This is a genomic window from Pseudoalteromonas sp. NZS127_1, from assembly GCF_015864295.1.
GTDB classification, from domain to species: Bacteria; Pseudomonadota; Gammaproteobacteria; order Enterobacterales; family Alteromonadaceae; genus Pseudoalteromonas; species Pseudoalteromonas arctica.
The window spans coordinates 117,627-137,218 of the sequence record NZ_JADYXO010000001.1 but is presented as its reverse complement, the minus strand read 5'-3'; the positions used below and the strand labels follow the sequence as shown (position 1 = coordinate 137,218).

Sequence of the window (19,592 nt, the reverse complement as noted above, 5' to 3'; positions counted from 1 at the left end):
ATAAAACTTACTTAGTTGTTTTAAACGTTTTATCGAATCGTGGCATGGCATCTAATCGCCAGTTCGCACCTTCAGCCGTTTCGTGAAACCATTTTGGTTGTTGATTATCCCAGCTCCATTTTTCCATTTCGCGAACCATGTCGGTTAACAGTGCTTTGTTAGATTTACTTACATCGTGTTTTTCAGAAATATCGTTTTCGATATTAAATAACTGCCATGGTTGCTGGTTAACTTTTAATGCTTTCCATTGGTTCATACGAATTGCAGCATCGCTATAACCTTTACGATGGCGAAGTGCATAAATAGGCTCATCTTTATGTGGGTTTTCATTTTTAATAAATGCAGGCCACATATTTGTACCATCTAAATGTTGGTTTTCTTCAACTTTAGCGCCCGCTAAAGCTGCAAATGTTGGGTATAAGTCAAGTGCCGATACAGGATGCGAAAAACGCTTGCCCGCAGGTACATGTTTAGGCCAATGAAACAACATAGGAACTCTAAAACCGCCTTCTTGTGTACTGCCCTTACCTGCTTTAAGTGGGAAGTTATTAGCGCCTTTACTTAATTTGCCACCGTTATCACTCATAAATACGATAAGCGTATTATCATACTGATTATTTTTTTTCAGGGTTTCTACTAGTTTGCCCACGCCGCGGTCAACTGCGTAAACCATACCTGCGTATGTTTTACGGTCTTTATTTTTTATATCAGGAAACATCGCCATATCTTCGTCTTTAGCTTGCAATGGCACATGCGGTGCGTTGTAAGCTAAATATAAAAAGAATGGATTTTTTTTATCCGCTGCTTTGTCTACAAAATTAACGGCTTCGCGCGAAAGTGCATCAGTAATGTACTGCGTTTCTTTTACTTCTTTGCCGTTGTGCTCTAGCGGAGTTATGTACTCAAAAATATTTTTTAAGCCTTGTGCCTTTTGCTTTTTATACTGAAGTTGATATTGGTCAGGAAAATAATTGTGCCCACCGCCTAAAAATCCATAGTATTCATCAAAACCACGTTTATTTGGATGATACTGCGGCGCATCACCTAAGTGCCACTTACCGAGAGCGCCAGTAAAGTAGTTATTTTCGTTTAATAGTTTACTAATAAACTTAGCGTCAGTAGGCACGCCTACGTTTGAGCCGCGTGTCGGTAAATTAAATTGTGAGCCAATCTTATGTGGATATCGACCGGTCATTAATGCCGCTCGGCTTGGGCCACAAAACGGGTGCGCTACGTAAGCGTCTGAAAAGGAAGTACCCGATTTAGCAAGATCATCAATATTTGGGGTAATAATATCCTTAGAGCCATTAAAACCAACATCTGCATAACCTAGGTCATCTGCAACAATAAGAATAATATTGGGTTTTTGTTCACTTGCGTGTATGCCCGCAGAGCCAATTAATAAGGCAAGCGATGATAAAGCGCTCAATAATTTTGTGTGTGTTTTCATAGTGCCAATCTCAATTTTGATAATAAAAAATAGCAGGCCAATTAAGGCCCACCAAAGGGCATTACTCGGCTATAAAAAAGCTTTCATGTGGTGATTAAATTTAGTTAATGATGGGTCTTCAATACGCTTAAGCTCTCCTGCCATTTTATGCACTAAATAAGTAAGCTGTTTTTTGTATTTAGGATTATCTATTTGGTTTGTGATTTCGTACGGATCATTTTTTAAGTCGTATAATTCATCGCGGCTGTCGCCTGGATTCCATACAAATTTCATTTCAGGGGTACGTATAGCTCTAATACCAAACCATCCACCGTTGTACCATTCGTAGGCATATAACGAAATATCATCTTTATCAGCATCGGCACTATCGCCTTGTTTCATCAATGGTAAAAGTGAACGTCCATCTTCATCGCCATCAAGGGGGAGTGTCATCCACTGGCGAAGTGTTGGTGCTATGTCTAGCATAGACACTTGGCGGTTAATTATTTTAGGCTCAAGGCTAGGGTCACGAATAATAAGTGGCATACGCATTAATTCGTCATACGCATATGGGCCTTTGTCATAAAGGTTATGCTCGCCTAGCATACTACCTTGGTCGCCTACTAAAATAATGTGTAGGTCGTCGTATAAACCTTCTTCTTTGGCGGTATTAATAAGCTCGCCAACTGCGTGGTCAATCATGGCAATGGCACCATAGTAAAAACTATGCGCTTTGCGCCAATCGGTTTCAGTCATGTGGCTTACATCGTGCCAAGGCCACCAAATATCATCTTGCGCCATTGGTTTATGTTTACGTTCTATACCAAAGTTTTTAGGAAGTTTTATATCTTTGTAGTCGTACATGCTGGCGTAAGGTTCTGGTACGCGGTACGGCGGATGAGGTTGCTCAAAACTAACAATACCAAAAAATGGTTTGTCTGATTTGGCCGCATTTTGCAGCATTAATTTGCCTTCGTTTACTTCTTTAGCTGTTACTGTATCTGCGTATGTACCCGGAAGTGTTTTGTAGTAATCGTGCTTTTCGCCGTTTTTATCGCGTTCACCTGCATTCATACGGGCAACATTTTTTTGTGTTCCATAAGGCGTAAAAGGACGGCCATTACGCTCTTCATCTTTATCGTGCCCCCACATAAAGTTTGCACCGCGCAGTGCTGGGCCTTGTGCGCCTAAGTGCCATTTACCTACATAACTAACATCGTAACCTACGCTTGTTGCACGTTTAATTACGCTGCCTTCACTAAGTGATAACTCCGAAAGGCGAGAATGATAAAGCCCCACGTTATCGTCAAGCCCTGTTTTATGTCCCCACCGCCCAGTAAACATAGCCGCGCGCGAAGGAGAACATAAGCCAGTAGATGTCATCGCTTGATCAAAACGTGTACCTTCGTTTGCTAATGCGTCAATATTTGGCGTTGAAACTGGACCATTACGATAAGAAAACGTATCAAAGCGCATATCATCAAACAGTAAAATAAGCACATTTGGCTTTTTGGCTTCAGAGTTTTTCAGCTCGGCATCTTTTGCATATAAATTGGGAGCAAATAATGTGCAGCACCCTAACAGCATCACCATTTTTATTTTAAATAAGTTCATGTGTGTGTCCTTTTAAACAACTAAAAATTGCTACGTCAGTGTTTTAGCAATCTGCCTGTACTTTATTATAAAAGTATAAAATTGATTTTAATAATATAAACATATGATGTTTAAGTTGACAACAAATAAATTTAATTTGGCTAATATTTACACTTTATTAGAATGGGTTTTAAGGTTTTTATTGCTTTAACCACGTTCTCACGTAATCAATTTCCATTGATGTTGGAAAACCTTGTGCTGACTGATTATCTGAAGGATAAAATTGATTACATTTCCATTGTGTATGCGGTGCGCGTAAGCCCTGCGACAATGTTAAGTTCATCTCGCGGTGCCAGTACAAATTCTTTTTATAGCCAACCTGAACGTTATCTACATACCATGTAATGTCGTCTTTGGTTACATTAACCCCATAAGTATGAAAGTCTTCACTGGGATCAAATGGTAAGTGATAGCCATTATGATTTGTTTCTGGCGAGCTACCAGGTCGCATCCACTTTGGTGCGCCATCTTTTATAACAATATTATGTAGGTCGTGGTCCGACTCCTGAAGCGTCTGTTTTTGAGTTAACTCAACTACGTCTATTTCACTATATTGCACATCGCCTTCATTCGTTAAAGTACGATCTATTTTGCTGTACATCCAAAATGCAGGTGACACTCCCGGAAATTTATCCGCACCCTTTATACGTGCCTCATAATATCCGTAACTCCCTGTTGCTCTAGATTTAGCAACTCCCGAAGTGTAAAACAACCTATAATTAGGCACTTTTGTTTTATTACAGCCATCCCAAAACGTTCTTAAATGCGTTTCTCGTTTAGTGGTTAGTTTTAATATGCCTTCAGAAACACTGGCATTTTCATCTTTCCAAGACCAAACACCGTAGTTTTCTGTTTGAAAATTCCATTTTTCAGCATCTTTAATATCAAACTCATCTGAGCGATCGGTTTGTAAAACCCAATTTTCGCCTGGTTGCGCAATATGAGGCATCGGCTGAGCATTAACCCCTGCACTACCAAGGATTAAGCTCAACGATATTGCTATTAGTTTAACCTTATTATTTGTTTTCATTTGCTATCCACAACTTAATGTATCGTGTTAATTGAAAAGCGAGCACATAGGTATGTACTCGCTAAAAAACTATTTATTGAGCTGCAACTTCAACAAGCAAGACACCCTCAGAAGGAATATCAAAGCTGGTGTTCATTTTATTGCTCGTCATTAAGTTTTTAACATGAATAGATTTACCATTTTTAAGCGACAGATCAACGGTTGCTGTTGTGTGGCCTAAATTTAAAATATTAACCAGGTAACTACCATTGTCTTGCTTAACAGTACGCCATGTTGTGGTTTTAAATGACTCACCATTATCTACTTTTACAACAACATCAGGCGTACTACCCGAAACCTCTGCAAGTGCAGTTTGTTTAATAGCTTCAACGTCTGCGCCTTTTGGCATAACAATAAGCTTACCTTTACTGGCAACTAACTTAGCCTTACGCGGATGCCCATACTCGTCTAAAGACAAGCTTTGCGCTGAATCTAAAATAACGGTACCGCCTTTGTTTAAATACCCTTGAAGCGCTTTAAACTCTTCATCTGTAACAAAGTTATTGCGATAAACCAGTATTGCATCCCAGTTGCTATTGTCTTGCTTTTCGATTACATCTTTAGTTGCAAAACCAAGCGGGAAGCCTTCAAAAAATAAATTTTCGTAAAGTGTGTAGCCCTTTGTCATATAGTCGTTTGTATTAATTGCTGTTGTTTCAGAGTAAAACAAACGAAGTGGACGACGCTGCTCTCTAAGCTCAACAATTTCCTCAGAAAAACTATTAAGATCAAACATTACTTGGGTAACTTCGTTAGTTACATGTGGCTGCATATTGTTAGAACCCGCAAATGCACCGCCAAGACCTGGGTCAAAAAAGTCCAGTTCGCCTTCTAAACGATCCTCTGGTGAACCATCTGGATCACGCGCCCAAAACCAGCCCATATTGGCATCCATACCAAGTAAAGTTGCAAGCCAATAAACACTACGTACATAACTTGTACGTGTGTCTAAATCTCGCCACTGACCAGATGATAAAAAATGAGACTCTGAATTTACATTAATTTTATTAGGCGCAACTGATTCCATAAAGTCATGAAACATAGTAACTATGCCCCAGTTATACGCGTATTTTTCAATCCACTTAGATGACTTACCAGGACGAATATTTTCGCTACCAAACGACTTAGCATCGTGCCCTACCATGGTTGTTAACTCAGCTAAAGCTTCGGTATCAATACCGCCAGAGCGTGAATCGTCCATAAACATGCGCGGCATAATTTTTATATGGGTATCAGCGTCTTCATTTACAGAATGCAGTTCGTTTTGAACGTAAGTAAACCAGTCAGTACTTCTGTCCATATTGTAACGCGTCCAGTCGTACCACTTAGGCTCGCCTTTAATCGCAGGATCAATAGGTATCTCAATAGCTACATCTGTAAACTGGCTAAAATGCGTTCCCCAGTTTTCATTTAGCTCGTTAATATCACCTTGGTATTTTTTATCTAACCAACTTCTAAACTTATTTAGTGTGTATGAAGAGATGCTGGTCATTTCTTCATATTTTTGTGTCCAATGGCCTTTTTCGGCGTACCAATGCGGCTCGTTAGCTAACACAAACCCAACTTCAGTTACTTTTTTGCCTTTAGTAAGCTCACCCGTTTTACGAATTATTTTACCCCAAAGATCTCGCGCTAATGGGTTATCAATATCGAATCCTGTAAATAACGAACGGCCTTTTCTAACTTCTGGCTCTTGCTCTTCAACCCACTTTGGAATACCCATTAACCAGTAAACTAAAAAACCAATGTTGGTATCAGGGATACGCGTTAGCTCTTTCATTAACTCTTCGTCAAAAGTGCCATCTTCACGCACTAAAAATGAATTAATGGCACGGTCGTGATCTACCGGGTATAGATCTTCACCGCCATGATAGAGCGCGCCTAAATGATCGTTATAAACATCTTTATTTGTAAGTGGCTGACCAACACTCTTTGAAAAATAGTCATATAAAAAAATAGGCTTGCCATTACTAACAAACATATTGTCTTGTGCTTTAGTATTTTGCCAATCAACCTTATTTACAGGGCGGCGTTTGATTTCGCCTGCAAGCTCTTTAGACAAGTCATCAATACCTTTATCTAAAATTTGAATTACTTTTTCGCGTTCAAAATTTGGTAACTCTTTTGCTAACCTTTCCTTGTCCGCTGCATAGTGGCGCTCGTAACCAAAAAGCTTTACAACCGCGTCGTAATTATTTTCATCCCAGTTAGCAAATTTTAAAAACTGCTCTGCAAACCAAACTACGCTTTCTTCACGAGTCACATCAATCTGTTTTGTTTGAGCTTGTTCCATCAGCTTTTTAAGTTTACTGATTTTTAAAAGAGCAGATTGCTCGTAACTATTTTGAGAAGCGCTTAGTGTTTCTGTGCTATTAACTTTAGCTACGCTTTCTTGCTGCGAGCATGCTGTTGTAAGTAGAAATAAGGGGGCTAGTGTGAAGCCTAATAGATGTTGTCTCATATTTTCTCCCGTTGAGGTCGTTATGTGTTAACAGGTTTTTGCACTGCTGTTATTATTTAATATCGACAACATACATCATATGTTTATATTTGTAATTCCTTTTCTTTCTGGAAAGTGAAATATTTCATGATAGCACCACATACTTATCTAACTTAAATGTGAATGCTTTTTAGTCTTTATGATGGCGATCCTAATTGATAAAAACTATAAGGATTTAAAAATGAAAGTATTGAAGGAGAATGATCTTAAATTTATATTATTGGACTTGAAATTAATAATATGCGCCAAACCCGTTACTATGGTTTTTGCACTTATTAAAAAGGATAGTATTTACTCTGTTATTGGTACAAGCTTTTTGTTTCATATAAAAAATTTAATAAAAATATCACTGAAACAAACCCGGCAAAAGCAGCTAAACTAATGTCTATAAGCATTACATTGAACAATCCGGTAATTAAAAAGTTAGCTATCCACTAGTATAGTAGGTTTCAAATTCGCTCCAAAATGTAGCACCACTGCCACCATGAAATTGCTAAGAAACTGCAAAGAAAAACAAACGTGGCTCCCGAGCTCCTATTTTTACCGTTTTGACATAAACGTATATGAAAAATTAAGAGCGTTTGGTTTTACGTTCGAGTTTTAAATTTTAGAATATTAATAAGAGCAATTAATTTAGCAAGCCTAATAGCTTCTCTTATATAAATAAGCTTATTAGCAGTATTTTTTATTCATTACTTTGTTCAATGGGTGTAAAGCGCCACCCTTTAAAAACTAATTTGCTTGTTGATCCATTACCACCAGATGAAGAGCCACCAAAACTTGCTTCATTTAATGCCGTGTCAAAGTGAATACCACCGGCGCCGCTTACAATAACGGTATCTCCTAAAATAGAACCTTTAAAACCGACAGCTGAAGTAACTTTAACTTGTGTAAGTGGTGCGTATATAACAGCGTAAAGCTCTCGTGTACCACCTGAAAACTCTATCCCAGTGTCACTTCCACTGTATGAACTATAAATACTAAAAACGGGTCGGCCTTCATTTGTAACTCCATTATCTGGTGCGTAAACTTGTGCCCCATTTCCTATCTTAAGTTTTCCTTTAATTATTATAGTTAAACTGCTGTTATCAGGGATCGTTAGCGAACTTGCGCCATTCATTGTAAAATCACCATCTACAAACATAACCGCATTGTGGTTGCTTTTTACCTGCATTCGCCCCTTAATTTTCACGTCATCAAAATAAAATATTTGAGTTGCTGAATCAAGAAAAGCTGCAGCTTTAGCAGTGATGGCACCATCTGGAGTACTTCCAAAATCTACTAAAAAGTTAGCCTCATTAGTTTCTAATTCGAGTAAGTCACCTGCACTGCTATTATTATTTATAAAAAGATCAGGGCTTGCCGTATTGACTGACACACCATCAATTGCTGTTGCAATATCAAGTGGATCACACGCAGTTAACCCTCTATTATTTTCACTTTCTGGTGTTATTTTTTCAACTGGCTCAATAGTTGGTATTGATATGTCTGGACTTGATACTTTATAAGGTGAAAAAGCATACTCTGGTGTGTCGCCCTTAAAAGAGCCATTACCTGCGTATCTAAGGTCTTTACTATCAATAGTACTGCCCCACTGTTTAAGCGTCACATTACCTTGAACACGCACTCCACCGTATACACTTCCCCCTGTTTGCTCATAATTCCCGGAGGTATAAACGCCGTGCCGTATTGTTGTTTGATTAAGAGCGACTAAATCATATGAACGAATTGTTCCTTGGACTGCATTACCTGTAATAGAAATTGGACCTGATGAACTAATATCACCACCAACTGGAGTTTGCTTTACTGATATAGATTGGTTTGCTGAAATACTACCTGAAACAGTACCACTACTTTGTGTGAAACTTAGATATGCCGATGCATCCCCTCCAACGACCACGCCACCAGAGAGTATTAAATTTCCATTACTATGAATATTGCCTTTAATATCAGCGCCTTGAATAATTGATAAATTACTAGAGGATAGAACATTACCTTCAATTGTACCGCTACCATTGAGCGTAATATCACCAGAGTCGTTAACTGTATTAACAAAAGATTCTTCTGATGTATTTTTGTTACCATCAGCTAGTGTGTCGTTATAATCCCCTAAAGACGAATCATAGCTATCAATTAAGCCACTTCCACTAATTGCAACACCAGAACACCCTGTAATTCCATTAGAAAAAACTGAGGCACTGCTGGTCGTTCCGCCCCCACCAGCTACATATTCGAATATAGCTTGCATTTGGTTCTCACCTTCAAAGCGAGTACCTTCGCTAGAAATTAAAATATCGCCATTACTGTCAATCTCAATGGTTGCATTGTATATACTAGATTCAAGCGAACTTGTACCAGAAACTTCACTATTATGGGCTATTAAATCGTTAATATTTATAGTCGGATCTGCAAGCATTGCTGTTTCTAGTTTTTCAATACTTGAAAATACCCCTTTCTCAGACATCAACCTTGCGTTCAATTTTTTCTGAAAATTACCACTCAAGCGCTCCTGGATCACACTATCTCTAAGAGTACTAAGTACAACAATTGAAGCCATAGATGTTAAAATAAGTACAGTAACAAGTGTAAAACCAGATGTATTTTTCATTTATTGAAATGCCTTATTCATTACCATTTGCGACAAAGATATATCAATCACTAAGCTGTTATTGAATTGGCTTGGTAAGTTTGTAGGTTCTACAAGGACACTCACTACGTTGTTATCAATTACGTAGCTAATTGCATTAACACCTTTTAATATTTTTACTTTTCCATTCCCTACATCACAAAATAATGAGTCATCTTCATGGCTATATTTTTCGATAAATGGCGCACTAATAGTTAAGCCAGTACAAGCAGATGACCCCATCTCTTGCTCAACACTTAGAATATTATTTGTGTAAGTAGGGACTGAGTTGGTTTGTTTTAGACTTCGTGTAAATACTTTACTGCTAAATCGGATTACATCTAATGCATTTTCTAAATCTTTTGCTGTGCTGGTACTGCTATTAATTGAAGAATAAGCCAGACTCACACCGCCTAATAGAAACATACCTGCAGCAAGTGCAACCATAAGCTCTATTAAAGTAAAGCCTTTATGTTTATTTATTAGATGTTTCATGGCGTGCAACCATCAGGTAGTGTTGGGAAGCTTCCTGTAATTACAACGCGATTTTCTAAATTGTCAGTCAAACGCTTATCTTGCCAGGTTACTTCAACCGATAAATCATTTGAAAAGTTAGCAGGTAGAGTGAGTGTATATGCATCAATTTGTGGGGATAAATAATTTCTAAAGTCAGTATCGTTGTACAAACTTGGATCTGTTTGTTGTAGCTCGCATAAATGAGGCCAAATACGCTCTAAAACATTATTAGCCTCAATTATTGACACCGTATAATTAAAGCTGTTTGTAATATATTGCAATGATTTTAGTTGACCTGAAGCAAGCCCTAACAATGCAACCGTCGCGACAATTAAAGCAACCATAACTTCTAAAAGAGAAAATCCTTTGCTGTAATTTATTAGCATGTCTCTGGGGCCTCAACTAACCAACTTTGTCCACTTTGTAAAATACATAAAGTAAAGTCGCCAGTTGTACTGTCCTTATCGCTCACCAAGATTTGATACATTTGGCCTAATTCACCCGTACTTGAAATATTAATATTCTTTAAATCTACAGAAATGCTGCTATGTGTAGTTTCAAAAATATTTAACGTGGTTTGCGTCGAATTAATAGCAGTTTTTACTAGCCATTGTTTATTCAACGTTTTGATAGAAACACTTTGATCTCTTTTAATGGCTTCACTACGCGCAAATTTAAAAACACTGTGCAGTTGATTCGAATTTGTAACTAATCTATCCCGCTTTATAAAAGTAATAAACGAAGGAGTCGCAACTGCAGTTAAAATACCAATAATGGTCATCGTGATTAAAACTTCGAGTAAAGTAAAACCAAGGCTTTTTTTTACCAGCATTTAGATTTATCTGCTGACTTAGTACCACTTTGATTTACAGACAACTTGCCACACTCATCACTTTTCTGAGCACCTTTAGGTGTAACTTGTATTGTAAATTCAGACCCATTTGAAGCGCCTGTAGTTGCATCGGTTGTATAGCTAAAGGAGTAATAATCTGAGGTAGGAAAAGTAAATGTATTTGGGTAACCACCAACACGAGTGTATTGCCTTTCTAAAACAGCTGTTTGCTGTAGTAAAACCTGTTGGATATCAGCTCTTCGACTTTGTTGTATGTAACTCGTATAACTTGGAAGTGCAATTGCATATAAAATCCCGATAATAGCAATTACTATCATTAATTCAATAAGGGTAAAACCGTAAGGTATCCTTAATTGCTCCGTTTTCACTTATTTAATTTCCATTATTTATATCAAACATGTTTTATTTTTACGTAAAATAAAAAGTAATTTGGAGTTTTTTGAAGAATGTATAATAGCGACAAGTTACATCTTGTCAACAATATAACGTTAGAATATACAGAAGCATTTATTTAACTCCAGTTACGCACCAGATTAAATAAAAAAACGTTTGAGTGCACTAAAACAGTGCAAATAACGAGTGTTTTAAATAACATAGTATTATAATTACCTTAATAGCTCACTGTTAATATACTAAGTTATTTTATATAATTAATAACTTATTTATTGTATATGTTTCTAAAATGTAACTAGGCTTTTATTCATCAGCCGTAACCTTCTATTTTTCTATTCGCTAGAAACAAACTTTTTCTTATGTTATTTTCACGTAGCTAGTAAATTAATTAATCAAAAAGGAGCTTTTTACTTGAAACTTACGCCGCCCTAGGCAACCACTCCCTTTTTCATCAGCACGTTACGTGCAACCTTAATCGCCATCTGTGCGAGAATCATTGTTATTTAAATAAAATACTCCCCTATACTCTGGGAAACTAACTAATTAGGTTTATTACATGTTTGATCACGTAAAAAGAGATTGGCTCTCTAATGTTCGTGGCGATGTGCTTGCTGGTATTGTTGTGGCGCTTGCCCTAATACCGGAAGCTATTGCCTTTTCTATTATTGCGGGTGTTGATCCTAAAGTGGGTTTATACGCCTCATTTTGTATTGCGGTTATTATTGCCTTTGTAGGCGGACGCCCTGGCATGATATCGGCTGCTACCGGTGCAATGGCGCTGTTAATGGTAACGCTGGTTAAAGATCATGGTCTGGAATACTTACTGGTTGCTACCTTACTTACCGGTGTACTGCAAATATTTGCAGGCTTTTTAAAGCTTGGTGAGTTAATGCGGTTTGTATCGCGCTCTGTTGTAACAGGGTTTGTAAACGCGCTGGCGATTTTAATATTTATGGCGCAATTACCTGAGCTGACTAATGTTACTTGGCATGTTTATGCGATGACCGCAGCGGGCCTAGGTATTATTTACTTATTTCCGTATATTCCAACTATTGGCAAAATACTCCCCTCTCCTTTAGTGTGTATTGTTGTTATTACGCTGGTTTCACTGTTTTTAGGGCTTGATATAAGAACCGTTGGTGACATGGGCGAACTGCCAGACACCCTGCCTATATTTTTATGGCCAGATGTACCGCTAACACTCGAAACGCTGCAAATTGTATTACCCTATTCAATTGGTCTTGCGGTTGTGGGCTTACTTGAATCAATGATGACCGCCACTATTGTTGATGACTTAACCGATACAACGAGCGATCGTAATAAAGAGTGTAAAGGTCAAGGTATTGCCAATATTGGCGCAGGTTTATTTGGTGGTATGGCGGGTTGCGCCATGATTGGACAGTCAATCATTAACGTTAAATCGGGCGGTCGTGGACGACTTTCAACCTTTATTGCTGGTTTATTTTTAATCATCATGGTGGTGTTTTTAGATGAGTGGCTGCGTTTAATTCCTATGGCGGCATTAGTTGCAGTAATGATTATGGTATCGATTGGTACGTTTTCGTGGGCATCAGTTAAGGATTTAAAAAAGAACCCGCTTTCGTCAAACGTAGTGATGATTTCCACCGTTATTGTAGTAGTTGCCACGCATAATCTAGCCATTGGCGTTTTAGTTGGCGTGTTGTTAGCTACGTTGTTTTTTGCAAACAAAATTGGTCGCTTTATGGTTGTTACAACTAAGCACGATGAAACTAAAAACCTAGTAACTTATGAAGTTGTAGGTCAGGTATTTTTTGCCTCAGCAGAGCAATTTATTGCTTCGTTCGATTTTAAAAGTGCGGTAACAAATGTTGTTATAGATTTAACCCATGCCCACTTTTGGGATATAACCGGTGTATCGTCACTCGATAAGGTGGTTATTAAATTTAGACGCGAAGGTGCAACAGTTAATATTGTTGGTATGAATAGCGCAACCGAAACAGTTGTTGATAAGTTTGGCGTACATAACGACCCTAAAGAAGTCGATAAACTACTTGGCGGTCATTAAGGAGAATGTAATGGAAAAAATAATTACCTGTATCGATGGCTCTGTCATTACACACGCTGTAACCGAAGCTGCTATTTGGGCTTCAAAAAAGCTAGATAAATCAATTAGATTTATACATATGCTTGAAAAAATACAACAAACTAATGTAGGTAACTACACCGGTACAATTGGTTTAGGTGCCCAATCGGATTTGCTTGAAGAAATGACAAAACTCGATGAACACCGTAGTAAAGTTTCTTTAAAACTAGCAGATGAATTACTCAACTCGGTTGCTGTACAAGCAAAAATTGCTCATATTCAAAACTATGAATTAATTAAACGTCACGGTGATGTAATCGACGCTATTATTGATTTTAAAGATGATACTCGCTTAATCGTTATTGGTCGAAATGGTGTTGATCATCGTGTTGATTTAAATGCACTTGGTTCACACATCGAAACGCTCGTGCGTAGCGCCTCGCAACCAATATTGCTTATTTCTAGAAAGTTTAAGCAGCCTAAATCATTTATGATTGCGTACGACGGCCGCGAAACAGCCGACAAAGCACTGCAACAAGTTATTGATGGCGGTTTATTACATGGGCTTCATTGTCATTTAGTGAGTATTAATAATAATGAGAAGAACTTAGAAGAGAAGTTTCTTAACGCTCAATTTAAACTTAGTAGTATGGGTTTTGAAGTGTCTGCAAGCTTTTTAGAGGGCAATATTTTTGACTCGTTAATGCAATACAAAGAGCAAAATAACATTGATTTGATTGTTATGGGGGCTTTTGGGCATTCGAAGTTAAGGCAGTTTTTTGTGGGCAGTAATACCATTAAAATGCTCGAAAACAACGATGTGCCAGTTATTATATTAAAGTAAGTGGTTGTTTTAAGTAAGCGCAACTTTTAAGTAAGCAACTGTTTTAAATTATATTTTAATGACCCATTTTAAAAAGCCTAAAATCACTTAACTGATTTTAGGCTTTTTTGTTTTTGGCTTAGCTTCAAACTTTTCAAATAAAAACTGAATAAACGACGTAACCTTTTGAGCCACAAACTTTCTATGCGGATAAATAGCAAATAAGCCAAACTCAAAGGTTTTATAACCTTGCATAACCTGTACAAGCTTACCCGATGCAATATCGTCTCTCACCACTATTTCAGGGATTAAGCCAATACCGCCACCCGCTACAACCACCTCTTTTACTGCTTGCGGATTATTAACCGAAACACGCGAGTTTACGTTTGCCGTTAATGCCTCACCAGTAGGTGAAACAAGTGGCCAATGGCGACCTATTTTAAAGTTGCTATCAATCACTGTGGCGTGTTGTTCAAGCTCATCAACACTCGCTGGTGCGCCAAAGCGCTGAATGTATTCGGCTGATGCACATAAAATTAAAGGGTAACTGGTAATTTGCCGCGCAATTAAATTAGAGTCAGACACACTGCCAATTCTTATTGCTAAATCAACCCCCTCTTCTAGCAAATCGATTGTTTTGTCTGAAAGCACTAAATCAATACTTAAATCAGGGTAGCGGCTCAGTAACTCAGGCATTAACGGCGCAAGATTTGATTCGCCAAACGACACCGGCGCACTCACCCTAAGCTTGCCGCTAGCAAGCGCTGTTTGACCCGATAAGTTATCGAGCATTTCGCTGTAGCTTTCAATTACAGGCACTACGCTTGCGTAATAACTTTGCCCCGCCTCGGTAATCGAAATTCTGCGCGTGGAGCGGTTAAATAATCTAACCCCTAAGTCTTGCTCTACAATGCCCACGTATTTACTGACCAACGCCTTTGAAAGCCCTAGTCTGTCGCCTGCGGCTGTAAAAGAGCCTGTTTCAACAACCGCGATGATTGTTTTAATGCCAATAATAGTATCCATGATTGTCAATATAGCATTGACATTAATTCCTTGCTAGCTCGGTTTTTCAAAACTAATAATAATGAAAGAATAGCGTTACTAAAAATCACTATTCAAAATTAAAAACAGGACTACCCATGAACAACCTAACGCTATACCGTTTTACTTTATCTGGTCATTCACACCGCGCAGAGCTATTTACATCGCTTTTAAAGCTTGATGTAAATATGGTTGATGTGGCACTGCAAAACGGCGCACAAAAGCAAGCTAACTTTCTAAAAATGAATATTTTTGGACAAGTACCGGCACTTAAAAATAACGACGATATTATTAACGATTCAAACGCTATTTTAGTGTACTTGGCACAAAAATTTGATGCTAACAGAACCTGGTACCCTGAAAATGTTACGGTTCAAGCGCACATTCAACGCTGGTTGAGTGTTGCTGCGGGGCTTGTGGCTTCAGGCCCTGCTGCAGCGCGTTTAGTTACTGTATTTGGCGCGCAGCTTGATCATCAAAACGCGATAAACATCGCCCACACATTATTTAAAACCATGGATGCGTACTTACAAAACCGCGAATACTTAGTAGGCACTCAGCCAACTATTGCCGACATTGCCAACTTTTCGTACATAGCACACGCACCAGAGGGCGGCGTATCACTTGAGCAATACCCAAATATTTTAAAATGGCTAAGCAACGTTCGTAAACTTGATGGCTTTATAGCAATGCCTGAAACAAAAGCAGGTTTACTGGCTTAGTTTTTAAGCTTTAAACACTGTTTTATAAGAGGCTATTTAGCCTCTTTTTTTGTGTGTTTATTTAAATGGAATCTAAAAGCTAGTGCATAATATTTATAATTGGCAATAACTTACAGAGTTTGCTATTAATATAAATTAACAATATGAGGACATTTTCATGTAAAAATAAGGAAAGGTTCTCTGATAAACCTGCTAGATTCTTTGAGGTAAGTATGGTGTTTCCAACAGATAGATTGTATAAATTCTCTTCATTCAATGAAAATTCATTATCCGCTTTAGCTGATCAAACTGCCTGGTTTTCTGATTTGGATTCTTTGAATGATCCATTTGAAGTATCTGTCAGATATGAAGTTCCTAAAAAAGAATGTGATAAAATTGTTCAATACTTAAATGCTACTGCAATCTATATGGAAAAAAATTTAAATATTTCTAAAGCTGAAGCTTTCGAACTAGCTAACAAAGCCTATCAACAAAATCCTGAAGTATTTTGTAAAGACTTTGAATTAGGTATCGAACATGTTAAGAACGAACATTCGACTTTGTTAGGTTCTCTGAATATATTTTCAACTTCTTTAGATTTACCAGACGATTCGCCGCACAGTGAAAATATGCTGATGTGGTCACATTATGGAGCGGGTTTTACTGGTTTCTGTTTGCAGTTTTCTGCGTCAAATTTTCTAAATTCGATTGAAGAATTAAACCCCGATAGCAAAATTGGGTATTGTAAAGTTGATTATATAACCGCGTCATATGTAGTTAATCCAATTGATTATGCTCCTTTCATTACCGAACAATATTTCAGTGCTGTAAGATTTAAGCACGAGCAGTGGAGATATGAAGGTGAGTTACGCTTTATAAGTGGTACCAGCGGTTTGCACCGTTATTCTTCTAATGACCTTGATAAAGTATATATTGGTTTTAAAATGCCTTTAAATAAGCGAAAGGTACTTATAGCTATCATTCGCCAATATTTTCCAAATACTGAAATATACCTAATAGAAATAGATAAATCATCATATAAAATTGTTGCAAAAAAAATATTAAAAAAGAATTTAAATAGTTAGTTCGATTCAACTTAACTTCATGAATAAACGTGACATCTATCCTAAATTTTTCTTGAATTGAATATTTTGGTTAAGGATCCGTACTCAAACATCACGTTGACGTTGGTAACGATTCAACTCCATAGCAATACCTAATTTTTTATAAAGCACTTAAAGATAATTTCATAAGCTCATTTTTTACTTAATTTTAGCTGTTGGAGTTATTCTACAACCTCGCCATGTTCTCTTTCATAATATAGACGTATACTTAACTTAATACGTTATCAAAAGGTCGTTGTAATGAATAAAAAAGTAGAAGCTTACGGCGTTTCATCCGTTGATAGACCTAAGATTAAAGCAACTAAAACTTTAGATTTATCGGGTGAAGCAGGTAAGCAAATTGTAATATCTGAAGCTAAGTTAGCTTTAAAAACACATAAAAAAACATTTACTAAATTAGCTCGCATGTAATGACGATAAGGTGACTCAAAACTAAAGTAACGTAAGCTTTATAGCTCTAAATCAAGCTCATCAACGCCTTTAGCCGGTACAGCGCAGCAAATTAGCGCCTGCCCTGTCTCTACCGGGTAACTGACGTTATTGCGATACACCACACTCCCTGCATTTATTTTAACTGCACAACTGCCGCAGCTGCCGTTTCGACAACCAAACTCAGGTTCTAAACCATGGGCTTCGGCTACATTAAGTATAGTGTTATCGCCTTTATTCCAGCGTTGTTCAAAGCCCGATTTACTAAATTTAATTACGGTGTTTTCAGCCTCTTCTACGCTCATTTCTTTGCTTTTAGTAGGCGCTTCGTTTGTGTTAAGTACTTTGCGGTTAATAGCGGAGGGGCCAAATGCTTCAGCAAATATGTTTTTATCCTGCACACCGAGTAATAAAAGCTCATTATATACGTGCTGCATAAACGCATCAGGTCCGCATAAAAAGAACTCGTAATCATCAAGTGGTAAATAATACCTAAACACATCAGCATTTATTCGCCCTTTTAAATCAAAGCTTTCGTCTTTTAAATTAAAGCTCTCATCTTTTAAGTTAAAACCACCGCCTTGCTTTTCATCAAGCACAGGCTGCGATAAAAGTGAATAGTAATCAATTGCCCCGCCACTCGTATCTGCTAACGTTTTCAGCTCGTTGTAAAACGCACGCTGTTGGGCGTTTTTAGCACTGTGGAAAATATGCAAAGGGCGTGTATAGCGGGTTCTTACACCTTCATGAGCAATGTGTTTAGCCATTGAGATCATAGGTGTAATCCCTATTCCACCACCAATAAGTACCGCAGGTTTGGTACTGGTGGGGTCAATAAAAAACTGCCCTTGTGGGTATTTAGCTAAAATAACGTCGCCTACTTTTACGTTATTATGAAAGTAGTTAGACACCTCGCCACTGAGCTCTTTTTTAATCGATAACCGATAAAAGAGTTCATGCGGGCTTGATGAAACGGTGTAGGTTCTAGTAACAGGTTTGCTATTACTGTTGTTATTGTCGCTATTTTTACTTGGTATTTGTACGGTTAAGTGCTGCCCAGCTTTAAACGGTAACAAGGTTGTATTGTTGTGCCCTTCTAAATAAAAGGAGGTAATTACATCACTCTCTTTAATTATTTTAGTTACTTTTAAAGGCTGCCAAGTATGTTTGAGTTTTTCGGCTTGGTTGTTTTTATCAGCCTCAAGCCACGTACCCGTCATTTTAGTGTTAGGTGAGTAAGAATCAAATTTAGCACTAAACGGGAGTAAATTTTTAAGCCACATTCCTTTAGTGAGGGTAAATTTCCAGCCTCGATCTGCACCAATAAAACCTTTAAGCTCTGGGTGCCCATCCCATAAAATTTCAACGCTGCCGGTAAGCATTAATACATTACCCGTATCAAAATCAGGAAATAACAAACCTGCTTTTGGGTTTAATAAAAAGTTACCCATGGTATTAAAAAAATTGTTACCTGCGTAGTCAGGAATCGTTAATGTATTACCTTCGCGCTTTACAAAACCCGGCAACCCACCACGGTGAGAAACATCAACCCCTTCAATTTTTGGATTGTTTTTAGCAGTTATAAAGCTTGAAACAAAAAATGTATCGGTGGTGTCAATTAACGCAACTGCTGCGTTATCAAGTGTATTAAATTCAACTTTTTGTACCGTATTACTTTTAAGTAAGGGATCTCTATTAAACGTTAAGTCGCGCGTTTGAATATACTGCGGACAATTACCAAAGGATTGATCAACATTAAAACTCACCTTATTATCGCTAATTACCTCACCTACACGCACATTTAAACGGTTACGCCTACGCGTGCTTAGCTCAATGCCTAATAAACCAATTGGCGAGCCGGCAATTTTTAACGTGTTATGTAGAGGGTCGTTTTTATCAACCGCATGGGTCATTAATAACGACGTAGGAGTTGGGGCGCTTAAAAAGCCTGACTGCCCCGAAACAATAGATACCCACACATCTGCGTTTTCATCAACACTGCCTGCAACCACAAACGGTAACTGCTCAAAAAATGCTTGATGCTGCTCTGGCATAAACGAGCGCACAGCACGCTTGCCAAATGTTGCCATTATTTCTCGTTTACCGAGTTTGTCTTGTATTGCCAGCTCGCCTTCATGAAAAGGTGAAGCATCTATTGAGTTTGTGTTAGTCATTTCGCTCGTAATTTGTGTGCGTATTTTATGGGTTAAATTTAACTCAATACACAATAAATGATAATGGGTGTTTTATTGACTGATAATGCACAAAACAATGACAATACTTGCACCCTATTAGTGCCAGGCGCGCACCAACATATAACAAAACTGGTTTTATCCTCACTCTAAAAACACATTAAATGCCTTTTAA

16 protein-coding genes are annotated in these 19,592 nt (G+C 37.8%); 5 read left to right on the top strand and 11 right to left on the bottom strand.

All coding sequences use genetic code 11. The features are described 5' to 3' along the window. Positions 1-7: 7 nt before the first annotated feature. From I6F50_RS00550 to I6F50_RS00510, 9 genes are all read right to left on the bottom strand, one after another. The gene (locus I6F50_RS00550) at positions 8-1,450 is read right to left on the bottom strand and encodes a sulfatase-like hydrolase/transferase (protein WP_197118738.1); all 1,443 of its coding nucleotides are present in this window, start codon (positions 1,448-1,450) and stop codon (positions 8-10) included. A 69-nt stretch (positions 1,451-1,519) separates the two neighbouring features. Continuing rightward, positions 1,520-3,043 carry a sulfatase-like hydrolase/transferase gene (locus I6F50_RS00545; protein ID WP_197118739.1) on the bottom strand — a complete coding sequence of 508 codons (1,524 nt, stop codon included), beginning with the start codon at positions 3,041-3,043 and terminating at the stop codon, positions 1,520-1,522. A 178-nt stretch (positions 3,044-3,221) separates the two neighbouring features. Next, complete coding sequence (locus I6F50_RS00540; protein WP_197159477.1) at positions 3,222-4,112, bottom strand: family 16 glycosylhydrolase; 891 nt, start codon at positions 4,110-4,112, stop codon at positions 3,222-3,224. Positions 4,113-4,185: 73 nt separating this feature from the next. Continuing rightward, on the bottom strand, positions 4,186-6,612 hold the full coding sequence (locus tag I6F50_RS00535; protein WP_197159478.1) for a glycoside hydrolase family 42: 2,427 nt from the start codon (positions 6,610-6,612) through the stop codon (positions 4,186-4,188). Positions 6,613-7,336: 724 nt separating this feature from the next. Continuing rightward, positions 7,337-9,259 (bottom strand): PilX N-terminal domain-containing pilus assembly protein, encoded by a 1,923-nt coding sequence (locus I6F50_RS00530; RefSeq protein ID WP_197159479.1) that lies wholly within the window; start codon positions 9,257-9,259, stop codon positions 7,337-7,339. Next, positions 9,260-9,772 (bottom strand): PilW family protein, encoded by a 513-nt coding sequence (locus I6F50_RS00525; RefSeq protein WP_007585188.1) that lies wholly within the window; start codon positions 9,770-9,772, stop codon positions 9,260-9,262. It lies immediately after the preceding gene. Continuing rightward, entirely contained in the window at positions 9,769-10,179 is a 411-nt protein-coding gene (locus I6F50_RS00520; protein ID WP_007585189.1) for a prepilin-type N-terminal cleavage/methylation domain-containing protein, read from the bottom strand. The genes I6F50_RS00525 and I6F50_RS00520 overlap by 4 nt, the downstream gene beginning before the upstream one ends. Then, the gene (locus tag I6F50_RS00515; RefSeq protein ID WP_007585191.1) at positions 10,173-10,625 is read right to left on the bottom strand and encodes a prepilin-type N-terminal cleavage/methylation domain-containing protein; all 453 of its coding nucleotides are present in this window, start codon (positions 10,623-10,625) and stop codon (positions 10,173-10,175) included. The genes I6F50_RS00520 and I6F50_RS00515 overlap by 7 nt, the downstream gene beginning before the upstream one ends. Beyond that, complete coding sequence (locus I6F50_RS00510) at positions 10,616-11,014, bottom strand: type IV pilin protein (RefSeq protein WP_165721814.1); 399 nt, start codon at positions 11,012-11,014, stop codon at positions 10,616-10,618. The genes I6F50_RS00515 and I6F50_RS00510 overlap by 10 nt, the downstream gene beginning before the upstream one ends. A 581-nt stretch (positions 11,015-11,595) precedes the next feature. Here I6F50_RS00510 and I6F50_RS00505 point away from each other — a divergent pair. Both I6F50_RS00505 and I6F50_RS00500 read left to right on the top strand, forming a co-directional pair. Then, positions 11,596-13,086, top strand: coding sequence for a SulP family inorganic anion transporter (locus I6F50_RS00505; protein WP_007585195.1), 1,491 nt, complete (start codon positions 11,596-11,598; stop codon positions 13,084-13,086). A gap of 10 nt (positions 13,087-13,096) precedes the next feature. Continuing rightward, positions 13,097-13,948: a universal stress protein gene (locus tag I6F50_RS00500; RefSeq protein ID WP_197175027.1), complete on the top strand. Its 852-nt coding sequence runs from the start codon at positions 13,097-13,099 to the stop codon at positions 13,946-13,948. Positions 13,949-14,035: 87 nt separating this feature from the next. Here I6F50_RS00500 and I6F50_RS00495 read toward each other — a convergent pair whose 3' ends face one another. Continuing rightward, positions 14,036-14,953: a LysR family transcriptional regulator gene (locus I6F50_RS00495; protein ID WP_197175024.1), complete on the bottom strand. Its 918-nt coding sequence runs from the start codon at positions 14,951-14,953 to the stop codon at positions 14,036-14,038. Between the two features lie 116 nt (positions 14,954-15,069). Between I6F50_RS00495 and I6F50_RS00490 the strand changes: the two genes are divergently transcribed. The 3 genes from I6F50_RS00490 (at position 15,070) to I6F50_RS00480 (ending at position 17,207) form a co-directional block, all read left to right on the top strand. Then, the gene (locus I6F50_RS00490) at positions 15,070-15,693 is read left to right on the top strand and encodes a glutathione S-transferase (protein ID WP_197175022.1); all 624 of its coding nucleotides are present in this window, start codon (positions 15,070-15,072) and stop codon (positions 15,691-15,693) included. A 215-nt stretch (positions 15,694-15,908) separates the two neighbouring features. Continuing rightward, positions 15,909-16,757, top strand: coding sequence for a DUF2971 domain-containing protein (locus tag I6F50_RS20460; RefSeq protein WP_197140232.1), 849 nt, complete (start codon positions 15,909-15,911; stop codon positions 16,755-16,757). Between the two features lie 279 nt (positions 16,758-17,036). Then, positions 17,037-17,207, top strand: coding sequence for an acetyltransferase (locus tag I6F50_RS00480; protein WP_165727793.1), 171 nt, complete (start codon positions 17,037-17,039; stop codon positions 17,205-17,207). A 38-nt stretch (positions 17,208-17,245) separates the two neighbouring features. Here I6F50_RS00480 and I6F50_RS00475 read toward each other — a convergent pair whose 3' ends face one another. After that, the gene (locus I6F50_RS00475) at positions 17,246-19,399 is read right to left on the bottom strand and encodes a pyridoxamine 5'-phosphate oxidase family protein (RefSeq protein WP_197175021.1); all 2,154 of its coding nucleotides are present in this window, start codon (positions 19,397-19,399) and stop codon (positions 17,246-17,248) included. Between the last annotated feature and the right edge of the window lie 193 nt (positions 19,400-19,592).